Origin of the sequence: Streptomyces mesophilus (genome assembly GCF_011044995.1) — a bacterium.
In the GTDB taxonomy this organism is placed as follows: domain Bacteria; phylum Actinomycetota; class Actinomycetes; order Streptomycetales; family Streptomycetaceae; genus Streptomyces; species Streptomyces mesophilus.
The window spans coordinates 14,516-36,725 of sequence record NZ_JAAKZW010000053.1; the positions used below are offsets into that span (position 1 = coordinate 14,516).

Sequence of the window (22,210 nt, forward strand, 5' to 3'; positions counted from 1 at the left end):
ATGTGACCCGACAGACAGTGGGAAAGGGACATGTCGTACGGGAGTCGGCATGCCCCTTCCGGGGAGGGATCCATTCCGCAATGAACCGCAAGCTGCGCAGAGCCGCACTCGCCTTGTCCACGGCGTCGCTGGCCCTGGCAACCGTCACACCCCTCGAAGCCGCCGCCGACCCCGTACCGCGCATCGATCTCAAGATTCTGGTCGTGAGCGACGGCGGCCCCGCGACGGCCGCGATCGCCGCCGAACTCGACGGCGCCGGCACGCCCTACACGCTCGTGGACCTGGGCCGCGCCGACCGTCCCGCCATCAATGCCGCCTTCCTTTCGGACACCGTCTCCGGGCGGCCCCGCGCCAAGTTCCAGGCGGTCGTGCTGCCGAACGACAACCCGTTCGGTGAGGGCTCGGCCGAGATGGCCGCGCTCGCCACGTACGAGAAGAAGTTCGCGATCCCGCAGGTCGACGCCTACACCTACGCCCGTCCCGAAGTGGGACTCGACTACCCGGTGAACGGGGGCTACAGCGGATCGCTTGACGGCGCGAAGGCGCAGGTCACCGCCGCCGGGAAGGCCGGGCCTTTCGGCTACCTCGACGGCTCCGTGCCGTTCGAGGACAACTCGCCGACCGTGGGCGAGAGTTACGCCTTCGCGGCCAAGCCCCTCGCGGGCGCCGACTTCACCTCGTACGTCGAGGTGCCGCTGCCGCAGAGCCAGGAGCGCGGCACCATCGTCGGCGAATACCGGCACGACGGCCGGCGTGAACTGGTCGTGTCCTTCGTCTACAACCAGCACCAGCAGCAGTACCGGCTCCTCGCCCGCGGCATCGTGGGGTGGATGACCCAGGGCGTCCACCTGGGCATGAACCGCAACTACTTCGCCGTGCACGTCGACGACGTCTTCGGCGCCGACGACCGCTGGGACAGCGCGCTCAACTGCACCCCCGGTGACGTCGACTGCCAGCCGGGGCAGGGCGTACCCCGGCCGATCCGGATGACGGCCGACGACGCGCGGTACGCGGCCCAGTGGTCCACGGAGCGGAAGTTCACGCTCGACATGGTCTACAACGGCGGCGGCAGCGTCCGGCACAAGGCGGAGAACGGCGGCAGCGACCCCCTCGCCCAGCAACTGCTCGCCGACAAGGCCCGCTACCGCTGGGTCAACCACACCTACGACCACCCCTACCTCGGCTGCGTACAGGACGTCTCCGTGGTGCCCTGGGTGTGCGCCAAGAACGCCGACGGCAGCGTCAAGTACGTGACCCGCTCGGTGATCGCCGCGCAGATCCGCGACAACCGGAACTGGGCGGTGAACGCCGGACTGTCGCTCCAGAGCGACGAGTTGGTGACCGGCGAGCACTCCGGTCTCAAGACGCTTCCGCAGCAGCCCGCGGACAATCCGAACCTCGCGGGCGCCCTCTCGGACACCGGCATCCGCAGCCTGGCGTCGGACAACTCGCGCGAACGGCAGCAGCGCACCCTCGGACCGGCCACGACCGTGCCGCGCTATCCGATGAACGTCTTCTACAACGCGGCCCGCGCCGCCGAGCAGATCGACGAGTACAACTGGATCTACACCCGCAAGGCGGACGGCGGCAGCGGCATCTGCGAGACCGCCGCCAACACCACCTGCCTCGAAGCGCCGTTGGACCCCGTCACCGGGTACACGGACTACATCGTGCCGCTGGAGACACGGATCGCGCTGTCCCACGCACTCGCCAACGACCCGCGCCCGCACTTCATCCACCAGTCGAACCTGGCCGAGGACCGCATCGCCTATCCGGTCCTGAACGCGATCATCGCCGCGTACGAAGGCCTCTACGCGGACACCGCACCGCTGGTGAACCTGCGCCAGAAGGACATCGGCGCGGAACTGACCGAGCGCGCGGCCTGGGACGCCGCCGTGCAGGCGGGCCGGGTCACCGCCTACCGGATCGGCAACACCGTCACGGTGCAGGCACCGGCCGGGGTGAAGGCCACGGCGACCATGCCGGCCGGCACCCGGCAGAACCTGCTCCTGGGCACCGCGCCGTTCGGCACGGCCTACGCGGGCTCGCTCTCCGGACGCGTCTCACCGGCCCTGCTGCAGACCCAGATCACCCTGACCGTGCCGGGGACGGCGACCACCGCCCTGACCACGGAAGCGGCCGCGCCCGTGGCCGAACCCGCCGGTGAACTGCCGGCACCCAAGGGCGTCCGCCGGCACGTTCCGTACGGCGTGACGCGCTGAAGAGGCCGCCCGTGAGGGCGGCACCGCCTCTACGGACGGCCCGTACGACCTGTACGCGTCGCTCGACCGTTCCGACGCACCAGCGGTCCTGGTGCCGGGAGACCTGCCACTCCCGGCACCGGCCGTATCGCACGCCTGCCGCAACGAGGCCGCAAGGCCCGTGGGCGACAGACCCCGGGGGAGCAGAACCATGCCACCGTCACACCTGCCGCACTCCGATACGGCACGGGTCACCTTGCTGACCGAAGGCACCTATCCGCACAGCCACGGCGGCGTGAGCGTGTGGTGCGACCAACTCGTCCGCGGCATGCCGGACTTCGAGTTCCGCGTCACCGCCGTCACCGGCACAGGACACGAACCACTGGTGTGGGAGCTGCCCTCCCATGTCGCCGAACCGGTCACCGTCCCGCTCTGGGGTCCGGCGCCCGCTCGGCGGGCGCCGCGGGGGCGGCGGCTCGACCAGGTGCTCTCCACATACGAACTGTTTCTGACCGCGATGCTCGACCCGGACGTAGAGCGGTACTTCGGGGTCGCCCTGTACGGGCTGGCCACGATGGCCCGTGACGGGCGGCTCGGTCCCGCGCTGCGCACCCGGCAGGCTCTGCGGATCCTGGTGGACATCTGGAACCGAACGGACCTGGAGGTGTCCGCCGCGCGGCCCACGCTGCACGACGCCCTCACCGCCACGGACCTCCTGGAGCACGTCCTGCGCCCGCTCGCCGCCGAGCCGCCGTCCGACGGTGTGGCGCACGCTGTCAGCGGCGGGCTCGCCGTGCTGCCGGGGCTCGTCGGGCATCAACTCCACGGGGTGCCGCTGCTCCTGACGGAGCACGGCGTCTACCTGCGCGAGCGGTACCTCGGCTATCGCACGGGCGGGTTCACCTGGCCCGTGAAGTACCTGCTGCTCGGCTTCTTCCGGCTGCTCGCCGAGGAGACCTACCAGGTCGCCGCCCTCATCACGCCCGGCAACCGCTACAACCGGCTGTGGGAGGAACGGGGCGGCGCCGCACCCGAATCCATCCGCACCGTCTACAACGGCGTGGATCCCGCCGCCTTCCCGCCCGCGGGCCCCGAGCCCGCGACGCCGACGCTCAGCTGGGCCGGCCGGATCGACCCGATCAAGGATCTGGAGACGCTGATCAGGGCGTTCGCCCTGGTGCGCGCCGAACTCCCCGACGCGCGGCTGCGGTTGTTCGGCGGCGCGCCGCGCGGAGGCGAGGCATACCGGGACCAATGCGCGGCACTCGCGGACGAGTTGGGGCCGGGGGATGCCGTCACCTTCGAAGGGCGCGTGGACGACATCCTGGAGGCGTACGCGGCCGGCAACGTGGTGATGCTGTCCAGCATCAGCGAAGGCTTCCCGTTCACGCTGATCGAGGCCATGTCCTGCGGCCGCGCCACAGTCTCCACCGATGTGGGCGGCGTACGCGAGGCCGTCGGCGACAGCGGACTCGTCGTACCGCCGCGCGACCCCGCCGCGATGGCCCGCGCGGCGCTCGCGTTGCTGCGCGATCCCGGGCGGCGGGCCGCGATGGGGGAGAGCGCCCGGCTGCGGGTCATCGAGCAGTTCACACTGCGCCGCACCATCGAGACCTTCCGTTCCATCTACCAGGAACTCGGCACGCCAGTCCCGGCTGCCGACGTTGCCGGCGGGTGGGGCGCCGCCGCGGCCGAGGGGGCCCTCGCATGAGCGGCCCGCTGCGTCTGCTGCCCGGGGACGGCAACGGAGTGCCGAATGCGCTCGGCGGTGACGGCAAGGGAGTGCCGAGCGTGTCCGGCGTCGACGGCCACGGACTGCCGGACCTGCCCGGCGTCGACGGCAACGCACTGCCGGACCTGCCCGGCGTCGACGGCAACGGACTGCCGGACCTGCATCGCGAGCGCACCGGCCGGACCCGGCCGAGCTGGGTGGCCGACCCGGTCGACGAACTCGCCGAGCGCCTCGCCGACCGGATCGCGGTCGCCGTACACCCCGACGAGGTGGCCGCACTGCTCGAATCGGACGGCCTGACCGCCGAGCGGATCGAGCAGCACTACGGCAGGTCCGATCTGTTCGCACTCGCCGAGGACCTCTTCGACCGCGTCCCACGGCACTACGCGGCGCCGCCGCCCGGGCCCGACCCCTGGCGCGCCGACCCGATGCGCTGCGCACTGCGCGGACTGGCCTTCGCCCTGCCCGGACTCGCCTATGTGCTCGGCGCCCGACTCCTGCACGGCCGCCCCGACCTGACCGGGCTCGTGGCTTCCGCGCTGCTCGCCTGGGCCTGGAACCAAGGCCTCAGCCACCGTGCGTACCTGCGGCTCTCGGCCGAGGGGCCGGCCGGCGCCGCCCGCACCCTGCGCGTGGGAGCACTGGCCGGTGCGCTCGTGAGCGGTGGGCTCGGACTCGCCCTGGCCGGCCCGGCCACGGCGGGCGCCTTCGCCGTGGGGCAGTCCGCGTACCTGGGAGCGGCGGGGGCGCTGCTCGTCCTGGGGCGCGAACGGGCGCTGCTCATCGGCCTGTTGCCGGTCGTCGCGGGCGCGGGGGCGACGCTGCTGTGGACCCTCCCGGCGGCCCTCGTGCTCGTGGTGCTGCTCGGCTCCGTGGTGCTGACCGCCTCGGTCGCGTGGCACGCGCTGCGCGAGGCGCTGCCCGCCGGCCGGTCCGCCGACGGCGGAACGCGCACGGCGTCCGTGCTGTCCTCCCTTCCGTACGGCCTGTTCGGCCTGGCGGCCGGGGTGCTGGCCGCGCTCGCCGGGTCGCTCGACGCCAGCACGGTGGTGGTCCTGACGCTCAGCATGGGCTTCGCCGAGTGGCTGCTCTACCGCTATCGCTCTCTCGGAGTGTCCGGGCTGCGCTCCAGCACCGGCCTGCCCGGGTTCACCGACCGTTCCGGCCGCGCACTGGCCCTGTGCCTCGGCGCCTACCTGGCCCTGCTGGCCGGGGGAGCGCTGGTCGCGGGGACAGCGCCGCTCGCCTTGCTCCTCCTGGGAACCGTGTTCTGGACGGCACTGCTGCTGCAGGCGTTCGGCGTGGCCTGGTTCCCCGCCCTCGTCTCGCTCGCCGCGGCCGCCGCACTGGCCGTGGCGCGCGCCGCCGAACTCCCGGACGTACCAGCGCAGTTGATATGCACCGGACTCGCCGCGGTGGTGCTCACGGCCGGTACGTATCGCCTGCTGGCCCGTCCCACCGCTCACCGCTGAATCCACCGCCGGGCCCGCGGCCCCCTCGTGCGGCAGCCCGCCACCCTCTCCGGAAGCCCGCGCCACCCACTCACCCCAGGAGCAACGACCGTGACCTCACCCGCACTTGTCGCCGTCACCGGAGCAGAAGGCTTCATCGGCTCGCACCTCACCGAAGCGCTCGTCGCCGCCGGGCACCGGGTCCGCGCGATGGCCCAGTACAACTCCTTCTCCTCGTACGGATGGCTGGAGACCCTCGCCCCCGATGTGCTCGACCAGGTGGACATCGTCCTCGGTGACGTCCGCGATCCCGGCTCGGTGCAGGCCCTCACCGAAGGCGCCGAGGCCGTCTACCACTTGGCGGCGCTGATCGCGATCCCGTACTCCTATCAGGCGCCGCACAGCTACGTGGACACGAATGTCACCGGCACGCTCAATGTCCTGGAAGCGGTACGGCGCCAGGAGATCCCGCGTCTCGTGCACACCTCGACCAGCGAGACCTACGGCACCGCGCAGACCGTGCCGATCACCGAGGACCATCCCGTCAACACCCAGTCCCCGTACGCCGCTTCGAAGGCGGGCGGCGACCGGCTCGCCGACAGCTACCACGCGAGTTTCGCCACTCCGGTCGTCACGCTGCGGCCGTTCAACACCTTCGGGCCGCGTCAGTCGATGCGCGCCGTGATCCCCACGGTCATCGGCCAGGTCGCCGCCGGGGCGCAGACCGTCACCCTGGGAGACCTGCGGCCCACCAGGGACTTCCTGTACGTGAAGGACACGGCGCAGGCGTTCCTCGCGGTGGGCACCGCGCCCGCCGAGCAGGTGGTCGGCCGCACCTTCAACGCCGGGACGGGCGAGGAGATCTCGGTCGGTGACCTCACCCGGCTGATCGGCAAGCTGATGGACACCGAACTCGACGTACGCGAGGACGCGGAGCGCATCCGGCCCGCGAACTCCGAGGTCATGCGCCTCGTCGCCGACGCCTCCCGGCTGCGCGCCGCCACCGGCTGGGAACCGGGCCACACCCTGCAGTCCGGGCTCGCGCACACCATCGACTTCTTCCGCGACCCCGCGCACCTCGCGCGCTACAAGACCGGCATCTACAACATCTGACCGCGCCGGATCCGCATCCGAATCCGACCGCCACGGGCCCGCGTCCGACCGCGCCGGACCCGAGAGTGACCACCAACCACCACCAGCACGACCGAACAGGGGGAGACCCATGCACGCAGTGATCCTCGCCGGGGGCAAGGGCGTCCGGCTGCGCCCGTACACCACCGCGCTGCCCAAACCGCTCGTCCCGATCGGCGACCAGCACGCGATCCTCGAGATCGTCCTTCGCCAGCTCGCCGCCGCCGGGTTCACCAGCTGCACCGTGGCCATCGGCCACCTGGGGCACATCATCCGCGCCTACGTGGGCGACGGCAGCCAGTGGGGGCTGCGCATCGACTACGCGGCCGAGGACAACCCGCTCGGCACCATGGGGCCGCTGCTGCCGATGCTCGGCCGACTGCCCGAGCACTTCCTCGTGATGAACGGCGACATCCTCACCGACCTCGACTACGGGGACGTGCTCCACCGGCACGCCGCCTCCGGCGCACCGCTCACCGTCGCCACGTACGCCCGCAAGGTCGCCATCGACTTCGGCGTCCTGACCACGGAGTCCGGCCGGATCGTCTCCTTCGCCGAGAAGCCGAACCTCGACTACCGGGTCTCCATGGGCGTGTACGGCCTGTCCCGGGCGACCCTCGCCGGGTACACGCCGGGCCTGCCGCTCGGCTTCGACGAGCTCGTGCTCGACCTGCTCGGGGCTCAAACCCCGCCGCACGCCTACGAGTTCAGCGGCTACTGGCTGGACATCGGCCGCCCCGACGACTACGACCGGGCCAACGCGGAGTTCACCACGCACCGCGGTGTGCTCCTCAAGGGGGCGTGATCGCCGCCATGCGTGTGCTCATCCTGGGCGCCGGAGGGTTCCTCGGCCGCCACACCGCCGAGCGGCTGCGCGCCCTGCCGGGTGTCCGGCTGCTCGTCGGCGGCCGCTCACCGAGCGCCGACGTGACGCTCGACCTGACCGCCGATCCCGCGCTCCTCACCGATGCCGTGTACGCCGCGGCGCCCGACGCGGTGGTCAACTGCGCGGGTCTCGTGGCCGGCAGCGCCGTCCGTCTCACCGACCTCAACGCGCGGGGACCGGCCGCCCTGTGCGAGGCGCTGCAGGAGGCGGCGCCCTCGGCACGGCTCGTGCACTTCGGGTCCGCGGGGGAGTACGGGCCCACCGCGATGCGCGTACCGGTCGCGGAGGACACACCGACCAGGCCTCAGACGCCTTACGGGGCAACGAAGTTGGCGGGCACGGTCGCCGTGGCGGCCGCGGGCCTGGACGCCGTGGTGCTGCGGGTGTTCAACCCGGTCGGGCCGGGGGCACCGACCGCGGGACTGCCCGGCCGGCTCGCCGCCGAGCTGCTTCGCGCCGGGCCCGAAGGAGCCGTACGCGTAGGTGATCTCTCCGCGTACCGGGACTTCGTGGACGCCAGGGACGTGGCCGAGGCCGTCGCGCTCGCCGTATGCGCGCCGGGACCGCTGCCGGCGGTCCTCAACATCGGCAGCGGACGCGCGACCCCCGTACGCGAGTTGGCCCACCGGTTCGTCGAGGTGTCCGGGCACGCGGGCCCGCTGGAGGAGTCCGGCGACGGCTCGGCCCGTTCGGGCGCCGTCTCCTGGAGCTGCGCGGACATCGGCGCGGCGCGGGCCGCACTCGGCTGGCAGCCGCGCCGCATGCTGGCCGAGTCCGTCACGGATCACTGGCGCGAGCTGGCATCCGTCAGAGCCGGGGCGGTCCGTTGACCACAGGGGGACTCCTTGTGCCGATGTACGTGCATCCGGCCGTCGATCCCGGCGCCTGGGAGCGGTTGGCGCTCCGCGCCGACCTGCTCTACGGCGTGATCGTCAACGTCGCCGACGGACCGGGCGACGCCCGCGAACCGTCCTTCGCCGCCGCCGCCCGCGATCTGCGGGCGGCGGGGGTACGGCTGTTCGGCTACGCCGACACCGACTACGGCCGCCGTCCCCGGCCCGAGGTCATCGCCGACCTGGAGCGCCACCGCGACTGGTACGGAACCGACGGCTGCTTCCTCGACCAGGCCGCGGCCGAGGCCTCCTGTCTGCGCCACTACCGGCGCCTGGCGCGCACGGCCCGCGCCCGCGGCCTGGAGACCGTCGTCCTCAACCCCGGGGTGCACCCGGCGCCCGGGTACACCCGGGCGGGCGACGTCCTGGTGACGTTCGAGGGCGACTGGGACGCGTATCGCAGCGCCCCGGCGCCGCCCCGGTGGACCGCCTCCTATCCGCCCGAGCGGTTCTGCCACCTGGTGCACGGAGTGCCCCAGGGGCTGTGCGGGGTGGCCGTCCGTACGGCTCGGCTGCGGGGCGCCGCGGTGTCCTGCGCCGTGCCCGGACACGGCGCCAACCCGTGGGCGCAGCCGCCACCGCTCGCCGCCGCGGGGCCCGCCACCGACACTGGATCATGACCCGTCTCCCGGCGCTCCTGTTCGTACTCGCCGTGCTGACCGCGTGCTCGGCGCCCGCCCCGCATCCGGACCCCCGCCCCGGTGAGCGCTGGCGGCCCGCGCAGGGCACGACCTGGCAGTGGCAGCTCGACGGCCGCCTGGACTTCGGCGTGGACGTCCCGGTGTACGACATCGACGGATTCGAGAACGACGCCGCGACCGTGCGGAGACTGCATGACGCCGGGCGCAAGGTCATCTGCTATCTCAACGCCGGTGCCTGGGAGTCCTTCCGCCCCGACCACCGGGACTTCCCCGCCGCCGTCCTCGGACGTCCCAACGGCTGGCCCGGCGAACGCTGGCTGGACATCCGGCGCGTCGACGTCCTGCGTCCGCTCATGGCCAAGCGGTTCGACCTGTGCCGCGCCAAGGGCTTCGACGCGGTGGAACCCGATCTGATGGACGGCTACCTCAACGACACCGGGTTCCCGCTCACCGCCCGGCACCAGCTCACGTACAACCGGATGCTCGCCGAACTCGGCCATGAGCGCGGCATGTCCGTCGGTCTCAAGAACGATCTGCCGCAGATCCCGCAGCTGGTGGGCGACTTCGACTTCGCGGTGAACGAGGAGTGCTTCCAGTACGACGAGTGCGCGGCGCTCAAGCCCTTCGCCGACGCGGGCAAGGCCGTCCTGCACGTCGAGTACGCCGTGCCGCCCGCCGAGTTCTGCCCCCGGGCCCGGGCCCTCGGCTTCAGCTCGATGGCCAAACGGCTCGACCTCGGTGCGTGGCGCCGCCCTTGCTGAGGGACAGCGTCACGCACCGAGGTCGAGCCCAACGACCCGTCAGGCCCGAGGGCTCGCCTCCGGCAGCGGTGCGGCGCTCGGCGCGTCTTTGTCGCGGCCGGCCGAGCGGAGCACACCGGCGAACAGGATCAGGCCCACGGCCAGCGTGGTGACCAGGGCGAACGACACCATCAGCGAGGTGGCGTCGGCGACGGCGCCGATGGCCGAGGGGGCGATGAGCCCCGAGGTGTACGTGATGGTCGCGACGCCCGCGATGGCCTGGCTCGGGTTGGGGCCGCTGCGCCCCGCGGCGGCGAACGCGAGCGGTACGACGACCGCGATCCCCAGGCCCATCATCCCGAAACCGGTCATCGCGACGGCCGGATGGCTGGCGAAGACGACCAACAGGCCGCCCCCGGTGGCCAGTACACCGCCGGCGCGCACCGTGGGCACCGGTCCGAAACGGTCGACGATCTTGTCCCCGGCGATCCGCGCGACGGCCATGGTGAGAGCGAATGCCGTGGTGCAGGCGGCGGCGAGGCCGGCCGACGTCTCCAGTTCGTCCTTGAGGTAGACCGCGGACCAGTCCAGGCTCGCGCCCTCGGCGAACACCGCACAGAAGCCCACCGCACCGATCAGCAGCGCGGACTTGGGCGGCAGGGCGAACCGCGGCGGCGCGTCCTCTTCGGGCGAGCTCGGCGGATCGAGCACATAGCGGCACACGAGCAGACCGAGCACCGTGAGGACGGCTGCGGCGAGCAGGTGGTGGATGCGGGCGTCGGCGCCCAGATGCGCGGCGAACGTGCCGCCGGCCGAGCCGAGCAGGGCGCCCACGCTCCACATGCCGTGCAGACCGGACATGATCGAACGGCCCATCCGGTTCTCGGTCTCGAGACCGATCGCGTTCATCACCACGTCGGACATGCCGGAGGTGGCGCCGTACACGAAGAGCGCCATGCACAAGGTGAGCAGGCCGGGAGCGAGCGACGGCAGGGTGAGCGACAGGGTCCACAGCGCGAGGAGCACCCGCAGCGCGGCACGGGCGCCGAAACGGTGGCTGATCGCGGCGGCCAGCGGCATGGCGACGGACGCGCCGAGCGCGGGGAACGCGAGGGCGAAGCCGAGCTGTCCCGCGCTGAGCCCGGCATGGTCCTGGATCCAGGGGATCCGGGTCGCGAACGAGCCGGTGACCGCACCGTGCACACAGAACACGGCGGCCACGGCGTACCGCGCCCGTATCAACTCCCTTGGTATCAAGGTCGCTTCACTCATCATTCCCCTCCCGGCATACAGAATCCGCGCTGCCGACGTAAACTATCAGGAACCCTGCCTGATAAATAGCGGCTCTGTTGCTCCGCCGGTCACGCATTGATCTGGAAGGATCCCCGGCATGCCCGCCTCCCCCCGCACCGCCCGAGCCATCAACGACCGGTCCGCGCTGCGTCTGCTGCACGACCAGGGTCCGCTCACGGCCGGGCAGCTCAAGGAGATGACGGGCCTGTCCCGGCCCACGGTCGCGGATCTCGTCGAGCGGCTGCGCAGCGCCGGACTGATCGGTGTGGTCGGCGAGGCGGGCGCCGAACGGCGGGGGCCCAACGCGAAGGTGTACGGGATCGTGGCGGACATCGCCCATCTCGCGGCGCTCGACGTGCGCACCATGGGCGTCTCCGTGGTCGTGTCCGATCTGCTCGGGACCGTACTCGCCGAGGCGGCGCTGCCGATCGACGAGACCGGCGGCACGGAGATCGCCGTCGAACGCGCGGTGGCGCTGCTCGAGGAGACGGCGCGCAGCGCGGGCGCCCGCGAGCTGCACAGCGTCGGCATCGGGGCGCCCGGCCTGATCGACCCGACGACCGGCGAACTGCGCGACTCCGGCGGTCTGCCCGCCTGGCACCGACGCCTGGTGGCCGCGCTGCGGAAGGAACTTCCCGCGACCGTGCTCGTCGAGAACGAGACGAACCTCGCCGCCGTCGCCGAGCGGCACGCGGGCGCGGCCCGCGACCGGGACACCTTCGTCCTGCTATGGCTCGGCCACGGCGTCGGCGCCGCGGTGCTGCTCGACGGGCGGCTGCGCCGAGGGGCCTCGGGCGGCGCGGGCGAGCTGGGGTTCCTGCCCGTGCCCGGGACCGCGGGACTGCCCACGGCCGTCGACTGCGGGGGAGGCTTCCATACGCTGGCCTCTTCGCAGGCGATCGTCGAACTCGGCGCGGAATACGGGGTGTTCGGGCCCGGCCCGGTGGGGTCGGGGCCGGCCGGTGAGGGGGTGGTCCGCACCGCGGTGGGGGCCCTCAGCGCACCGGACCTCGAACTCACGGCGACGGGCACCGAGCCGCCCGCCGCCGCACACGCCGCTGCCTTCCTCGACACCCTCGCCGACCGCGTCGCCCTCGCCGTCGCCGCCACCGCCGCGGTCCTCGACCCCGGCTGTGTGGTCCTCGGCGGCGAGATCGGCTGCGCGGGCGGCCCCGAACTCGCCCACCGCGTCGAAGAACGCGTCGCCGCGCTCTCCCCGCTGCACACGGAGGTACGCGCGGGAGAGCTCGGCGGCGGCGCGGTACTGCGCGGTGCTTTGCTCGCCGCACAGGAAGCCGCTCAGGACGCGCTGTTCCCCTCGGAGTCCTGAGGCGGGGGCGAGTCCTTCCGGTAGGCGTCCTGAGGCGAAGGCGAGTCCTTCCGGTAGGCATCCAGAGGCGGGCGCGAGTCCTTCCGTACGTACTCCGCCAGGTACTCGTCGAACGTGCCCTTCCCCACGGCCCGTTCAGGCGCGAGATGCCCACCGTGCACAAAGCCCTGATACGTCTTCCCGGCCAGCGGCACCTCGACGATCCGCCGGCTCTTCCCGACCGCCGCGAGGTACTTCTCGGCCAGCTGCCGCAAGGTGAACACCTCGGGCCCGCCCATGTCGTCCACCCGCCCGAGCGGGTCCCCTTGGGCCAACTCCGCGATCCGTGCGGCCACTTCGTCCACGGCGATCGGCTGGGTGCGGCCGTCCTTCGGGATCAGCATCACCGGCGGCTTCGCCAGCGCCTCCAGCACCTGCACCACCAGATCGTGGAACTGGGTGGCCCGCAGTGTCGTCCAGCCGATCCCCGAGTCCTCGATCAGCCGCTCCACCTGGTGCTTGCCGCGGTAGTAGCCGAGCGGTACGGCGTCGACGCCGACGATCGACACGTAGACCAGATGGCGGACCTCCGCCTTCTTGGCGGCGGCGATCAGGTTCTGTGCCGCCTCGACGTCGGCACCCTTCTTGGGCGTCGTGGCGCAGTGCACCACCACATCCGCTCCGGCGGTGGCCTGCCCCAGGCCCGCGCCGGTCAGCAGATCGGCCGCCCACCAGTCGGAACGCCTGCTCATGGCCCGTACGTCATGTCCGGCGTCGCGCAGCAGTCGCGTCAGGGGTTTGCCGAGGGTGCCGGTCGCTCCGGTCACCAGGATCGTGCTCATCGCGCCCTCCTTCGAGAGGTCTCACAGAGATCTCGCAGAGATGGAGCTCTTCGCAGGACTTTTCAGCCTGGCAGAGGGGCGGCATCTTGGCCCGGGCACCTACAAGACAAACGCAAACCTCCTGTGAGCCAGCCCACAGCCGCTCGCCCGTATGGCCGACGATCAGGCGTGGCACACTGGCTGTGTACCAGCAGCAGCGCACTCCGGGGTCGGTGTAATTCCGAACCGGCGGTTACAGTCCGCGACCCGGTCACCTCCAGTGACCGGTTGACCAGGTGAAATTCCTGGACCGACGGTGAAAGTCCGGATGGGAGGCAGTGCGCGGCGGGCAGGCACGTTTTTCGTGTACGCCGCCGACCGTTCGATCTTTGCCAGCCGAAGATCGTCGCAGTCCGGCGTTCCCGAGTGCTCCTGCCCGTGATCTCTGTCGTCATCGACAGGCCCCGGAGTCCGTGCCTTATGAGGCAGGAGGACCCGGTGGCCCCCACCGCAGCCGCAGCGCCTGATCAACTGCGTGACGCGATGCGTCACGCTGTCGCGCTCGCCGCGCGCGGACTCGGCTCCACCAGCCCCAACCCGGTCGTCGGCTGCGTCATCCTCGACGCCCACGGCACGGTCGTCGGCGAGGGCTTCCACGAGCGGGCAGGCGGCCCGCACGCCGAGGTGCACGCGCTGAACGCGGCCGGTGACAAGGCCCGCGGCGGCACCGCACTCGTCACCCTCGAACCCTGCAACCACACCGGACGCACCGGCCCCTGCGCCCGGGCGCTGATCAAGGCCGGAATCGCGCGAGTGGTGTACGCGGTGAGCGACCCCAACCCCACAGCCACCGGCGGCGCACAGACCCTCCGTAACGCCGGAATCGACGTCGAAGCGGGACTGCTCGAGGACGAGGCGCGCGCCGGCAACATCGCCTGGCTCACCGCCGTCAAGACCGGCCGCCCGTACGTGACTTGGAAGTACGCCGCCACCCTCGACGGCCGGATCGCCGCCGCCGACGGCACCAGCCGCTGGATCTCGTCGGCCGAATCCCGCGCCGACGTCCACCGCCTGCGCGCCGAGTCCGACGCGGTGGTGGTCGGCTCCGGCACGATGCGCGCCGACGACCCGCACCTCGCCGTGCGCGGCATCGACGGCGCCGTACAGCCGCTGCGGGTCGTCATCGACACCGAGGCCGCCGCGGTGCGGCCCGGCGCCCGGATCCTCGACGACGCGGCACCGACCCTGATCGCCGTCGCCGAGGACGCCACCACCGACCTGCGCCATGCCGATGTCCTACGCCTCCCGCGCGCCGCACGGGGGTTGGACATCCAGGCCCTGCTCGACGCCCTGTACGCCCGCGGTGTCCGCTCCGTCCTGCTCGAAGGCGGCCCGACGCTCGCGGGCGCCTTCGTGGCGGCCGGCGCGGTCGACCGCGTCATCGGCTACCTCGCCCCCGTCCTGCTCGGCGCAGGACAGGCGGCGCTCGCCGACGCCGGAATCAGCACGATCACCGACGCGTTGCGGCTCGACGTGACCGAGACCGTACGGATCGGACCCGACCTCCGTATCACCGCCGCTCTGTCCCCGAAGGAGTCCTGAGGATGTTCACCGGAATCGTCGAAGAACTGGGTGAGATCACCGCCGTGGAACAGCTCGGCGACTCCTGCCGGTTCCGCGTGCGCGGCAAGGTCGTCACCGAGGGCGCCGGTCACGGCGACTCCATCGCGGTCAACGGCGTCTGCCTGACCGTCGTCGAGTACGGCGACGACTGGTTCACCGCCGACGTCATGGAGGAGACCCTCAAGCGCTCCAGCCTCGGCGCGCTCGCCGAGGGCTCCCGCGTGAACCTGGAGCGTCCGACCGCCGTCGGCGCCCGGCTCGGCGGCCACATCGTGCAGGGCCATGTCGACGGCACCGGCACGATCCTGGACCGCACCCCGTCGGAGAACTGGGAGATCGTCAAGATCGCCCTGCCGGCCGCACTCTCGCGCTACGTCGTCGAGAAGGGCTCCATCACCGTCGACGGCGTCAGCCTCACGGTGGTCGAGGCCGCCGCCGACCACTTCACCATCAGCCTCATCCCGACGACCCTCGCGCTCACCACGCTCGGCATGAAGCAGGCCGGCGACCCGGTGAACCTCGAGGTCGACATCATCGCCAAGTACGTCGAGCGGCTGCTCGGCGACCGCGCCACCACGGCCGACAACAGCACCACGACCACCACGGGGGACTCCAAGTGAGCGTGCTCGATTCGCTGAACACCGAGGCCTTCACCGCCTTCGGCCAGCACATCCTCTGGTCCGACATGATCGGCAACACCTTCGGCCTCGCGGCCCTCGCGCTCGGCTGGAAGCGCTCGGTGTGGACCTGGCCCGTCCAGTTCGCCGCCGGCCTGATCCTCTTCGGTGCCTTCGCCGGACACCTCACGGGCAGCGCGGGCAAGCAGGTCGTCGTGATGATCGTGGCCGTCCTGGGCTGGATCGCCTGGACCCGCGGCCGCAAGGAAGCCCAGGACGGCTCCATAGCCGTGCGCTTCGCCACCTGGAAGGAGCGCGGCCTGATGCTCGCGGCCGCGGCCGCCGGCACCGTCGCCGTCGCCCTGCTCTTCAAGGCCTACCCGTCGCTGTCCTGGGACCCCTGGCCGGACGCGTACATCTTCGTCGGCACCATCGTCGCGATGTACGCCCAGGCCCGCGGCATGGTCGAGTTCTGGTTCGCCTGGCTGCTCGTCGACCTCGTGGGCGTCCCGCTGAACTTCGCCAACGGTTACGCCTTCTCCGGATTCGTCTACGTCATCTACGGCGCGCTCGTCCTGTGGGGCATGCGCGACTGGTGGCTGCGCTCGCGCGCCACCGCCCCGGCCCTGGAAGGAGCCCCGGCATGAGCACCGCTGCAGCGTGGTCGGTGGACGAGGACCTGACCCTCGACCCGGTCGAGCAGGCCATCGCGGACATCGCCGCGGGCCGCCCGGTCGTGGTCGTGGACGACGAGGACCGCGAGAACGAGGGCGATCTCGTCATCGCCGCCGAGAAGGCGACACCCGAGATCATCGCGTTCATGATGAGCGAGTGCCGCGGCCTGATCTGCGCGCCCATGGAGAGCGACGAGCTGGAGCGGCTGCAACTGCCCCAGATGGTCGCCGACAACACCGAGTCGATGAAGACCGCCTTCACCGTCTCCGTCGACGCCTCCGGTGCCCACGGCGTCACCACCGGCATCTCCGCCTGGGACCGCGCCACCACGCTCCGCCTCCTGGCGAGCGGCACCACCGAGCCTGAAGACTTCGTACGGCCCGGCCACATCTTCCCGCTGCGCGCCCGCGAGGGCGGCGTCCTCGTGCGCAACGGCCACACCGAAGCGGCCGTCGACCTGGCCCGGCTCGCGGGCCTACGCCCGGCCGGTGCGATCGTCGAGATCGCCGGCGAGGACGGCTCGATGCTGCGCCTGCCCGAGCTGGTGCCGTTCGCCCGCAAGCACGGCCTGACGATCATCTCGATCGAGGACCTCATCGCGTACCGCAAGAGCTCCGAGCCGACTGTCCGCCGCGAGGCCGAGGTCCGGCTGCCCACGCAGCACGGCGAGTTCACCGCGTACGGCTACCGCTCGACCGTCGACGGCGTCGAGCATGTCGCCCTCGTGCACGGCGAGCTCGGCGACGGCGAGGACGTCCTGGTCCGGATGCACTCCGAGTGCCTCACGGGGGATGTCTTCCACTCGCTGCGCTGCGACTGCGGCCCCCAGCTGGAGGCCGCGATGGACCGTATCCAGGCCGCAGGACGCGGCGTGGTCGTCTATCTGCGCGGGCACGAAGGGAGGGGCATCGGCCTGCTGTCCAAGCTGCGTGCGTACGAGCTGCAGGAGCGCGGCCGCGACACCCTCGACGCCAACCTCGAGCTCGGCCTGCCCGCCGACGCCCGCGACTACGGCGCCGGCGCGCAGATCCTCACCGATCTCGGCGTACGCAGCGTGCGTCTGATGACCAACAACCCGGAGAAGTCCGAGGCGCTCACCCGCCACGGCATGAAGATCAGCGGCCGTGAGGTCGTGGCGCTGCCGGCCGGCGAGCACAACCTGCGCTATCTGCGTACCAAGCGGGACCGCATGGGGCACGACCTGCCCTGGCTCGACGCGCAGTAGACACCCCTGGCAGCACCCCCTGTTCCAAGTACCGGACTACCGAGGAGAAGAGCACGTGAGCGGCAAGGGCGCACCCGAACTCAGCGTGAAGAACTGCGGCGACCTGCGGGTCGCGGTCATCGCCGCGCAGTGGCACGAGAAGGTCATGGACGGCCTCGTCGACGGCGCTCTGCGCGCCCTGCACGAGCTGGGCATCGACGAGCCGACCCTGCTTCGCGTCCCGGGCAGCTTCGAGCTGCCCGTCGTCGCCAAGGTCCTCGCCGGCCGCGGCTACGACGCGATCGTCGCGCTCGGTGTGGTCATCCGCGGCGGCACCCCGCACTTCGAGTACGTCTGCCAGGGCGTGACGCAGGGCCTCACCCAGGTCTCCGTGGACACCGGCGTCCCGATCGGCTTCGGCGTGCTGACCTGCGACACCGAGGAGCAGGCGCTCGACCGCGCCGGCATCGAGGGCTCCACCGAGGACAAGGGCCACGAGGCCGTCACCGCGGCCGTGGCCACGGCGACCACGCTGCGTACCGTCTCGGAACCCTGGCGTTAGTACGGCACGGAGAGCGGCGTAGAGTAAGACCATCATGTCCAAGAAGACTTTTGAGGAGCTCTTCGCCGAGCTCCAGCACAAGGCCGCCAACGGCGACCCCGCCACCTCCCGTACCGCCGAACTGGTGGACAAGGGCGTGCATGCCATCGGCAAGAAGGTCGTCGAAGAGGCCGCCGAAGTCTGGATGGCCGCCGAGTACGAGGGCAAGGAAGCCGCCGCCGAGGAGATCTCGCAGCTGCTCTACCACGTCCAGGTGATGATGGTCGCGACCGGCGTCACTCTCGACGACGTGTACGCCCACCTCTGAGCCACGCCGCCACCCTCCCGTATCACCTCCCGATCACTTCTACGCAAGGAAGCCGACCTCATGCTGCGCATCGCCGTCCCCAACAAGGGTTCACTGTCCGGACCTGCGTCGGCGATGCTCCATGAGGCCGGCTACCAGCAGCGCAAGGAGTCCAAGGAACTCGTCCTCGTCGATCCCGACAACGAGGTGGAGTTCTTCTACCTCCGCCCCAAGGACATCGCGATCTACGTGTCCTCGGGCAAGCTCGACATCGGCATCACGGGCCAGGACCTGCTGATCGACTCCGGCGTGAGCGCCGAGACGATCCTGCCGCTCGGCTTCGCCCGCTCCACCTTCCGCTTCGCCGCGAAGCCGGGGGCCGTGCAGAGCCTCGCGGACCTCGCGGGCCGGACGATCGCCACCTCGTACGAGGGAATCGTCGCCAAGTACCTGGCGGAGCAGGGCGTCGACGCCTCGGTCGTCCACCTGGACGGCGCCGTCGAGACCGCCATCGAGCTGGGGGTCGCCGACGCCATCGCCGATGTCGTCGAGACCGGCACCTCGCTGCGCAACGCGGGCCTCGAGGTCTTCGGCGACCCGATCATGAAGTCCGAGGCCGTCGTCATCCGCCGCACCGGCGCGGACACGGAGGACGCCAAGGTGCAGCAGTTCCTGCGCCGCCTGCAGGGCGTCCTCGTGGCCCGTACGTACGTGATGATGGATTACGACTGCCGCGCCGAGCACCTCGACGCCGCCGTCGCCCTGACGCCCGGCCTCGAAGGCCCGACCATCTCGCCGCTGCACAGCGAGGGCTGGGTCGCGGTCCGCGCGATGGTCCTGGCCAAGGAGGCCCAGCGGATCATGGACGACCTGTACGCGCTCGGCGCCCGCGCCATCCTCACCACCGCCATCCACGCCTGCCGCCTCTGACCGACGGGTGACTGTGATGAGCGACCAACTGCCTTCCCTGCCGGTCACGTTCCGGCCGACCCGCACCCGTGCGGTGCTGCTCACGACCGGTATCGCGATGTTCGCCGTGATCACGGCGATCGCGTTCATGCTCGAGACGCTCAACGCCGGTGAGCGCGCGTCCTTCGTCCTCACGGGCGCGCTGCTCTTCGCCGTACTGGTGCTGCTTTCCCGGCCCAAGGTCGTCGCCGACGAAACGGGCGTCACCGTCGTCAACCTGACGCGGCGGCGCCGCCTCGCCTGGGCGGAGATCCTCCAGGTGAACCTGCGGGCGGGCGACCCCTGGGTCTTCCTCAACCTCAGCGACGGCACCAGCCTGCCGGCCCTCGGCATCCAGCCCGGCATCGGCAAGCAGCAGGCCATCCGTGACGCGGGAGCGCTGCGTGCGCTCGCCGAGGCGCACGGCAGCGGACCCGCGTCCGCCTGAACGCTCGAACGGGCCCCCTGCCGGGCGACAACCGGCGGGGGAGCACTGCCGCACGACCCGTCGTCGTGATTAATCTGTTGGCAGAGGCGTTGTACGCGCCCGTCCCACCGAGGTCGAAGCCCCCGGGACCCCTGCGAACCAAGGAGTGACCCCCTCCGCCGATGGACGGATCGTCCGGTAGTACCTGCGCCGCCCCCACCCGACCTTGCGGGGCGGCATGATCATCCCTCTGCTTCTGCTCGTCGCAGCCTTCCTCCTCATCCTCGCCAACGGATTCTTCGTGGCCGCCGAGTTCGGTCTGGTCACGGTGGAACGCCCGGACGCCGAGCGCGCCGCCGCAGCGGGCGACCGCAAGGCCCGCCGGGTCGTCGCCGCCCTGCGGGAGCTGTCCTTCCAGCTCTCGGGCACCCAACTGGGCATCACCATCACCTCCCTGGTGGTCGGCATGCTGGCCGAGCCCGCGCTCGGGCATCTGCTCGCCGGTCCGTTCACCGCGATCGGGATACCGCACGGCGCCGTCCCCGGGATCTCCGTGGCCGTCGGCATGCTGCTCGCCTCCGCCGTGCAGATGGTGATCGGTGAACTCGTGCCCAAGAACTGGGCCGTCTCCCGCCCGTTGCAGGTGGCCCGCTTCGTCGCCGGACCCCAGGGCGCGTTCGCCCGGCTGTTCCGCCCGGTGATCGCCGGCCTGAACGCCGTCGCCAACCGTCTGGTGCGCGCCTTCGGCGTCGAGCCCGCCGACGAGCTGGCCTCCGCCCGTACCCCCGACGAGCTGATGTCCCTCGCCCAGCACTCCGCACAGGCCGGGGCGCTCGAGGCCGACACCGCCGATCTGTTCGTGCGCACCCTGTCGCTCGGCGAGCTGACCGCCCAGCATGTGATGACCCCGCGCGTGAAGGTCAACGCGCTGCAGTCCTCCGCGACCGCCGCCGACGTCGTCAACCTGACGCGGGCGACCGGACTTTCGCGCTTCCCCGTCTACCGGGACAAGATCGACGAGATCATCGGTATGGCGCATCTCAAGGACGCCCTCGCCGTACGGGTCCAGGAACGCGGTCGCACCCCGGTCGGCCGGATCGCCCGCCAGCCCCTCCTCGTCCCCGAGACCCTGCCCGTACAGCAGCTGCTCCGGCAGCTGCGCCGCGAGCAGCCGATCGCCGTGGTCGTCGACGAGTACGGCGGCACGGCGGGGGTGGTCACTCTGGAGGACATCGTCGAGGAACTCGTCGGCGAGGTGCGCGACGAGCACGACAAGGCCGTGTCGCCCGAGCTCGCCGCCGCCCCCGCCGAGGACGGCAGGCCCGCCTGGGACGCCGAGGGCAGCTGCCGCGTCGACACCCTGCAGCGGATAGGGCTCCAAGTCCCCGAGGGCCCGTACGAGACGGTCGCCGGCCTCGTCGCCGACCTGCTCGGCCGGATCCCCGCCCCCGGTGACCGGGCCGAACTGCCGGGCTGGCGCCTTTCGGTGCGCCAGGTCGGGCACAACCGCGCCGAACGCGTACGCCTCGTACGGACTGCCGCACGTCCTTTGGAGGCAGCCCGATGAGCGCGCTGCAACTCCTGTTCGCCCTGCTCCTCGTGCTCGGCAACGGCTTCTTCGTCGGCGCCGAGTTCGCCCTCGTCTCCGTACGGCGCAGCCAGATCGAGCCGTACGCCCAGGATTCGGCGCGCGCCCGCCGGGTGCTGTACGGCTTGGAGCATCTGCCGCAGATGATGGCCGCCGCCCAGTTCGGCATCACCATCTGCTCGCTGACGCTCGGCGCGGTCGCCGAGCCGACGGTGGCGCACCTTCTGGAGCCCGTCTTCCACGCACTGCACGTCCCGGACGGCCTGATCCACCCGCTCGGCTATGTCATCGCGCTCGCCGTGGTCGTCTTCCTGCATCTGGTCGTCGGCGAGATGCTGCCGAAGAACCTCGCGATGGCCGCGCCCGAGAAGACCGCGCTGTGGCTCAGCCCCGCCCTGGTCGCCTTCGCCCGGCTGTGCCGCCCGGTCACGGCCGCGTTCGGCGCCTGCGCCCGGGCCGTGCTCCGGCTCTTCGGGGTCGAGCCGAAGGACGAGGTCGAGGCGGTCTTCACCAGCGTGCAGCTGGGGCGCCTGGTCGAGGACGCCGGTCAGGCGGGCCTTCTCGACCCCGAGGAGCAGGAAATCCTCGGCGACGCCCTGGAGTTGGGCAGCCGTCCGGTCATGGACGTGCTGCTCGACCCGGCGCATCTGGTCACGGTCGCGACCGGCGTCACCCCACGCCAGATCGAGGAACTGACCGTCCGTACGGGGTATTCACGCTTCCCGGTCTGCGCGGACGGCGGCGCCTTCATGGGGTACCTGCACGTCAAGGACGTGCTCGACATGGAGGACACGGAACGCGCCGTGCCCCAGTCGGTCTGGCGCCCCATGACGACCCTGCGCGCGGAACTGCCCCTGGACGACGCCCTGACGGTGATGCAGCGGGCCGCCGCCCACCTCGCCAAGGTCGCCGACTCCACGGGCCGGGTCCTCGGCCTCGTCGCCATGGAGGACGTCCTGGAGCTGTTGGTCGGCGAGGTCCGCGACCCGGCCCACAGGGCGGTCCCGCGCCCGGCTTCCGTGGTGCAGCTGCCGACGGTGCCGGTGGCGGACGAGGAGAGCGCCATGGCGGGGTGACCGCCCGGACCGCCGGGGCTCACCCCCGGCGGTTCCCGCGCGACGGGTTCACACCTCCGGTGGTTCCTGCGCGACGGGCTCACACCCCCGGCGGTTCCCCCGGCCC

At 71.6% G+C, this 22,210-nt stretch carries 21 protein-coding genes and 1 riboswitch; of the genes, 19 read left to right on the plus strand and 2 right to left on the minus strand.

Annotated features, from left to right (window positions below; genetic code table 11):
- Window positions 1–80 precede the first annotated feature (80 nt).
- The 8 genes from G6045_RS15530 to G6045_RS15565 all read left to right on the plus strand — a co-directional run bounded on the left by G6045_RS15530 (window position 81) and on the right by G6045_RS15565 (window position 9,696).
- Complete coding sequence (locus G6045_RS15530) at window positions 81–2,222, plus strand: hypothetical protein (RefSeq protein ID WP_165332533.1); 2,142 nt, start codon at window positions 81–83, stop codon at window positions 2,220–2,222.
- A 190-nt stretch (window positions 2,223–2,412) separates the two neighbouring features.
- Window positions 2,413–3,912 carry a GT4 family glycosyltransferase PelF gene (gene pelF, locus G6045_RS15535; RefSeq protein ID WP_165332534.1) on the plus strand — a complete coding sequence of 500 codons (1,500 nt, stop codon included), beginning with the start codon at window positions 2,413–2,415 and terminating at the stop codon, window positions 3,910–3,912.
- Window positions 3,909–5,405, plus strand: a complete 1,497-nt coding sequence (locus tag G6045_RS15540) for a hypothetical protein (protein WP_235967926.1) — start codon at window positions 3,909–3,911, stop codon at window positions 5,403–5,405. The genes pelF and G6045_RS15540 overlap by 4 nt, the downstream gene beginning before the upstream one ends.
- A 90-nt stretch (window positions 5,406–5,495) precedes the next feature.
- Entirely contained in the window at window positions 5,496–6,497 is a 1,002-nt protein-coding gene (locus G6045_RS15545; RefSeq protein ID WP_165332535.1) for an SDR family NAD(P)-dependent oxidoreductase, read from the plus strand.
- Between the two features lie 109 nt (window positions 6,498–6,606).
- Window positions 6,607–7,320: a sugar phosphate nucleotidyltransferase gene (locus G6045_RS15550; RefSeq protein WP_165332536.1), complete on the plus strand. Its 714-nt coding sequence runs from the start codon at window positions 6,607–6,609 to the stop codon at window positions 7,318–7,320.
- An 8-nt stretch (window positions 7,321–7,328) separates the two neighbouring features.
- Entirely contained in the window at window positions 7,329–8,231 is a 903-nt protein-coding gene (locus G6045_RS15555) for an NAD-dependent epimerase/dehydratase family protein (protein WP_165332537.1), read from the plus strand.
- Window positions 8,228–8,914: a spherulation-specific family 4 protein gene (locus G6045_RS15560; RefSeq protein WP_235967927.1), complete on the plus strand. Its 687-nt coding sequence runs from the start codon at window positions 8,228–8,230 to the stop codon at window positions 8,912–8,914. Before G6045_RS15555 ends, G6045_RS15560 begins: the two co-directional genes overlap by 4 nt.
- Window positions 8,911–9,696 carry an endo alpha-1,4 polygalactosaminidase gene (locus G6045_RS15565; protein WP_165332538.1) on the plus strand — a complete coding sequence of 262 codons (786 nt, stop codon included), beginning with the start codon at window positions 8,911–8,913 and terminating at the stop codon, window positions 9,694–9,696. The genes G6045_RS15560 and G6045_RS15565 overlap by 4 nt, the downstream gene beginning before the upstream one ends.
- Window positions 9,697–9,735: 39 nt before the next feature.
- On the opposite strand, the gene G6045_RS15570 is transcribed toward G6045_RS15565, so the two are convergent.
- A complete protein-coding gene (locus G6045_RS15570; RefSeq protein WP_165332539.1) occupies window positions 9,736–10,947 on the minus strand; it encodes an MFS transporter in 1,212 nt (403 codons plus the stop codon).
- 118 nt (window positions 10,948–11,065) lie between these two features.
- On the opposite strand from G6045_RS15570, the gene G6045_RS15575 reads away from it, so the two are divergent.
- Window positions 11,066–12,298, plus strand: coding sequence for an ROK family transcriptional regulator (locus tag G6045_RS15575; protein ID WP_165332540.1), 1,233 nt, complete (start codon window positions 11,066–11,068; stop codon window positions 12,296–12,298).
- On the opposite strand, the gene G6045_RS15580 is transcribed toward G6045_RS15575, so the two are convergent.
- Window positions 12,268–13,119 carry an SDR family oxidoreductase gene (locus G6045_RS15580; protein WP_165332541.1) on the minus strand — a complete coding sequence of 284 codons (852 nt, stop codon included), beginning with the start codon at window positions 13,117–13,119 and terminating at the stop codon, window positions 12,268–12,270. The genes G6045_RS15575 and G6045_RS15580 overlap by 31 nt on opposite strands.
- Before the next feature lie 194 nt (window positions 13,120–13,313).
- A riboswitch (FMN riboswitch) is annotated at window positions 13,314–13,444 on the plus strand.
- A 134-nt stretch (window positions 13,445–13,578) separates the two neighbouring features.
- Here G6045_RS15580 and ribD point away from each other — a divergent pair.
- The 10 genes from ribD (at window position 13,579) to G6045_RS15630 (ending at window position 22,104) form a co-directional block, all read left to right on the plus strand.
- The gene (gene ribD, locus G6045_RS15585) at window positions 13,579–14,700 is read left to right on the plus strand and encodes a bifunctional diaminohydroxyphosphoribosylaminopyrimidine deaminase/5-amino-6-(5-phosphoribosylamino)uracil reductase RibD (RefSeq protein WP_165332542.1); all 1,122 of its coding nucleotides are present in this window, start codon (window positions 13,579–13,581) and stop codon (window positions 14,698–14,700) included.
- Between the two features lie 2 nt (window positions 14,701–14,702).
- A complete protein-coding gene (locus tag G6045_RS15590; RefSeq protein ID WP_165332543.1) occupies window positions 14,703–15,341 on the plus strand; it encodes a riboflavin synthase in 639 nt (212 codons plus the stop codon).
- A gap of 65 nt (window positions 15,342–15,406) precedes the next feature.
- Window positions 15,407–15,985, plus strand: coding sequence for a nicotinamide riboside transporter PnuC (pnuC, locus tag G6045_RS15595; protein WP_165332554.1), 579 nt, complete (start codon window positions 15,407–15,409; stop codon window positions 15,983–15,985).
- Complete coding sequence (locus tag G6045_RS15600; protein WP_165332544.1) at window positions 15,982–17,238, plus strand: bifunctional 3,4-dihydroxy-2-butanone-4-phosphate synthase/GTP cyclohydrolase II; 1,257 nt, start codon at window positions 15,982–15,984, stop codon at window positions 17,236–17,238. The genes pnuC and G6045_RS15600 overlap by 4 nt, the downstream gene beginning before the upstream one ends.
- Window positions 17,239–17,293: 55 nt before the next feature.
- Complete coding sequence (ribH, locus tag G6045_RS15605) at window positions 17,294–17,779, plus strand: 6,7-dimethyl-8-ribityllumazine synthase (protein WP_093608434.1); 486 nt, start codon at window positions 17,294–17,296, stop codon at window positions 17,777–17,779.
- A gap of 34 nt (window positions 17,780–17,813) precedes the next feature.
- Window positions 17,814–18,086: a phosphoribosyl-ATP diphosphatase gene (locus G6045_RS15610; RefSeq protein WP_165332545.1), complete on the plus strand. Its 273-nt coding sequence runs from the start codon at window positions 17,814–17,816 to the stop codon at window positions 18,084–18,086.
- Between the two features lie 60 nt (window positions 18,087–18,146).
- Window positions 18,147–18,995 carry an ATP phosphoribosyltransferase gene (gene hisG, locus G6045_RS15615; protein WP_165332546.1) on the plus strand — a complete coding sequence of 283 codons (849 nt, stop codon included), beginning with the start codon at window positions 18,147–18,149 and terminating at the stop codon, window positions 18,993–18,995.
- A gap of 16 nt (window positions 18,996–19,011) precedes the next feature.
- Complete coding sequence (locus G6045_RS15620; protein ID WP_165332547.1) at window positions 19,012–19,461, plus strand: PH domain-containing protein; 450 nt, start codon at window positions 19,012–19,014, stop codon at window positions 19,459–19,461.
- Between the two features lie 217 nt (window positions 19,462–19,678).
- Window positions 19,679–21,007, plus strand: a complete 1,329-nt coding sequence (locus G6045_RS15625; protein ID WP_165332548.1) for a hemolysin family protein — start codon at window positions 19,679–19,681, stop codon at window positions 21,005–21,007.
- Window positions 21,004–22,104 (plus strand): hemolysin family protein, encoded by a 1,101-nt coding sequence (locus G6045_RS15630; RefSeq protein ID WP_165332549.1) that lies wholly within the window; start codon window positions 21,004–21,006, stop codon window positions 22,102–22,104. Before G6045_RS15625 ends, G6045_RS15630 begins: the two co-directional genes overlap by 4 nt.
- The last annotated feature ends 106 nt before the right edge of the window (window positions 22,105–22,210 follow it).

Coding starts and splice junctions, on each gene's coding strand:
- G6045_RS15530 (WP_165332533.1), top strand. CDS start 81: ATGAACCGCAAGCTGCGCAGAGCCGCACTCGCCTTGTCCACGGCGTCG.
- pelF (WP_165332534.1), top strand. CDS start 2,413: ATGCCACCGTCACACCTGCCGCACTCCGATACGGCACGGGTCACCTTG.
- G6045_RS15540 (WP_235967926.1), top strand. CDS start 3,909: ATGAGCGGCCCGCTGCGTCTGCTGCCCGGGGACGGCAACGGAGTGCCG.
- G6045_RS15550 (WP_165332536.1), top strand. CDS start 6,607: ATGCACGCAGTGATCCTCGCCGGGGGCAAGGGCGTCCGGCTGCGCCCG.
- G6045_RS15555 (WP_165332537.1), top strand. CDS start 7,329: ATGCGTGTGCTCATCCTGGGCGCCGGAGGGTTCCTCGGCCGCCACACC.
- G6045_RS15565 (WP_165332538.1), top strand. CDS start 8,911: ATGACCCGTCTCCCGGCGCTCCTGTTCGTACTCGCCGTGCTGACCGCG.
- G6045_RS15570 (WP_165332539.1), bottom strand. CDS start 10,947: ATGAGTGAAGCGACCTTGATACCAAGGGAGTTGATACGGGCGCGGTAC.
- G6045_RS15575 (WP_165332540.1), top strand. CDS start 11,066: ATGCCCGCCTCCCCCCGCACCGCCCGAGCCATCAACGACCGGTCCGCG.
- G6045_RS15580 (WP_165332541.1), bottom strand. CDS start 13,119: ATGAGCACGATCCTGGTGACCGGAGCGACCGGCACCCTCGGCAAACCC.
- ribD (WP_165332542.1), top strand. CDS start 13,579: ATGAGGCAGGAGGACCCGGTGGCCCCCACCGCAGCCGCAGCGCCTGAT.
- G6045_RS15590 (WP_165332543.1), top strand. CDS start 14,703: ATGTTCACCGGAATCGTCGAAGAACTGGGTGAGATCACCGCCGTGGAA.
- pnuC (WP_165332554.1), top strand. CDS start 15,407: ATGATCGGCAACACCTTCGGCCTCGCGGCCCTCGCGCTCGGCTGGAAG.
- G6045_RS15600 (WP_165332544.1), top strand. CDS start 15,982: ATGAGCACCGCTGCAGCGTGGTCGGTGGACGAGGACCTGACCCTCGAC.
- G6045_RS15610 (WP_165332545.1), top strand. CDS start 17,814: ATGTCCAAGAAGACTTTTGAGGAGCTCTTCGCCGAGCTCCAGCACAAG.
- hisG (WP_165332546.1), top strand. CDS start 18,147: ATGCTGCGCATCGCCGTCCCCAACAAGGGTTCACTGTCCGGACCTGCG.
- G6045_RS15620 (WP_165332547.1), top strand. CDS start 19,012: ATGAGCGACCAACTGCCTTCCCTGCCGGTCACGTTCCGGCCGACCCGC.
- G6045_RS15625 (WP_165332548.1), top strand. CDS start 19,679: ATGATCATCCCTCTGCTTCTGCTCGTCGCAGCCTTCCTCCTCATCCTC.
- G6045_RS15630 (WP_165332549.1), top strand. CDS start 21,004: ATGAGCGCGCTGCAACTCCTGTTCGCCCTGCTCCTCGTGCTCGGCAAC.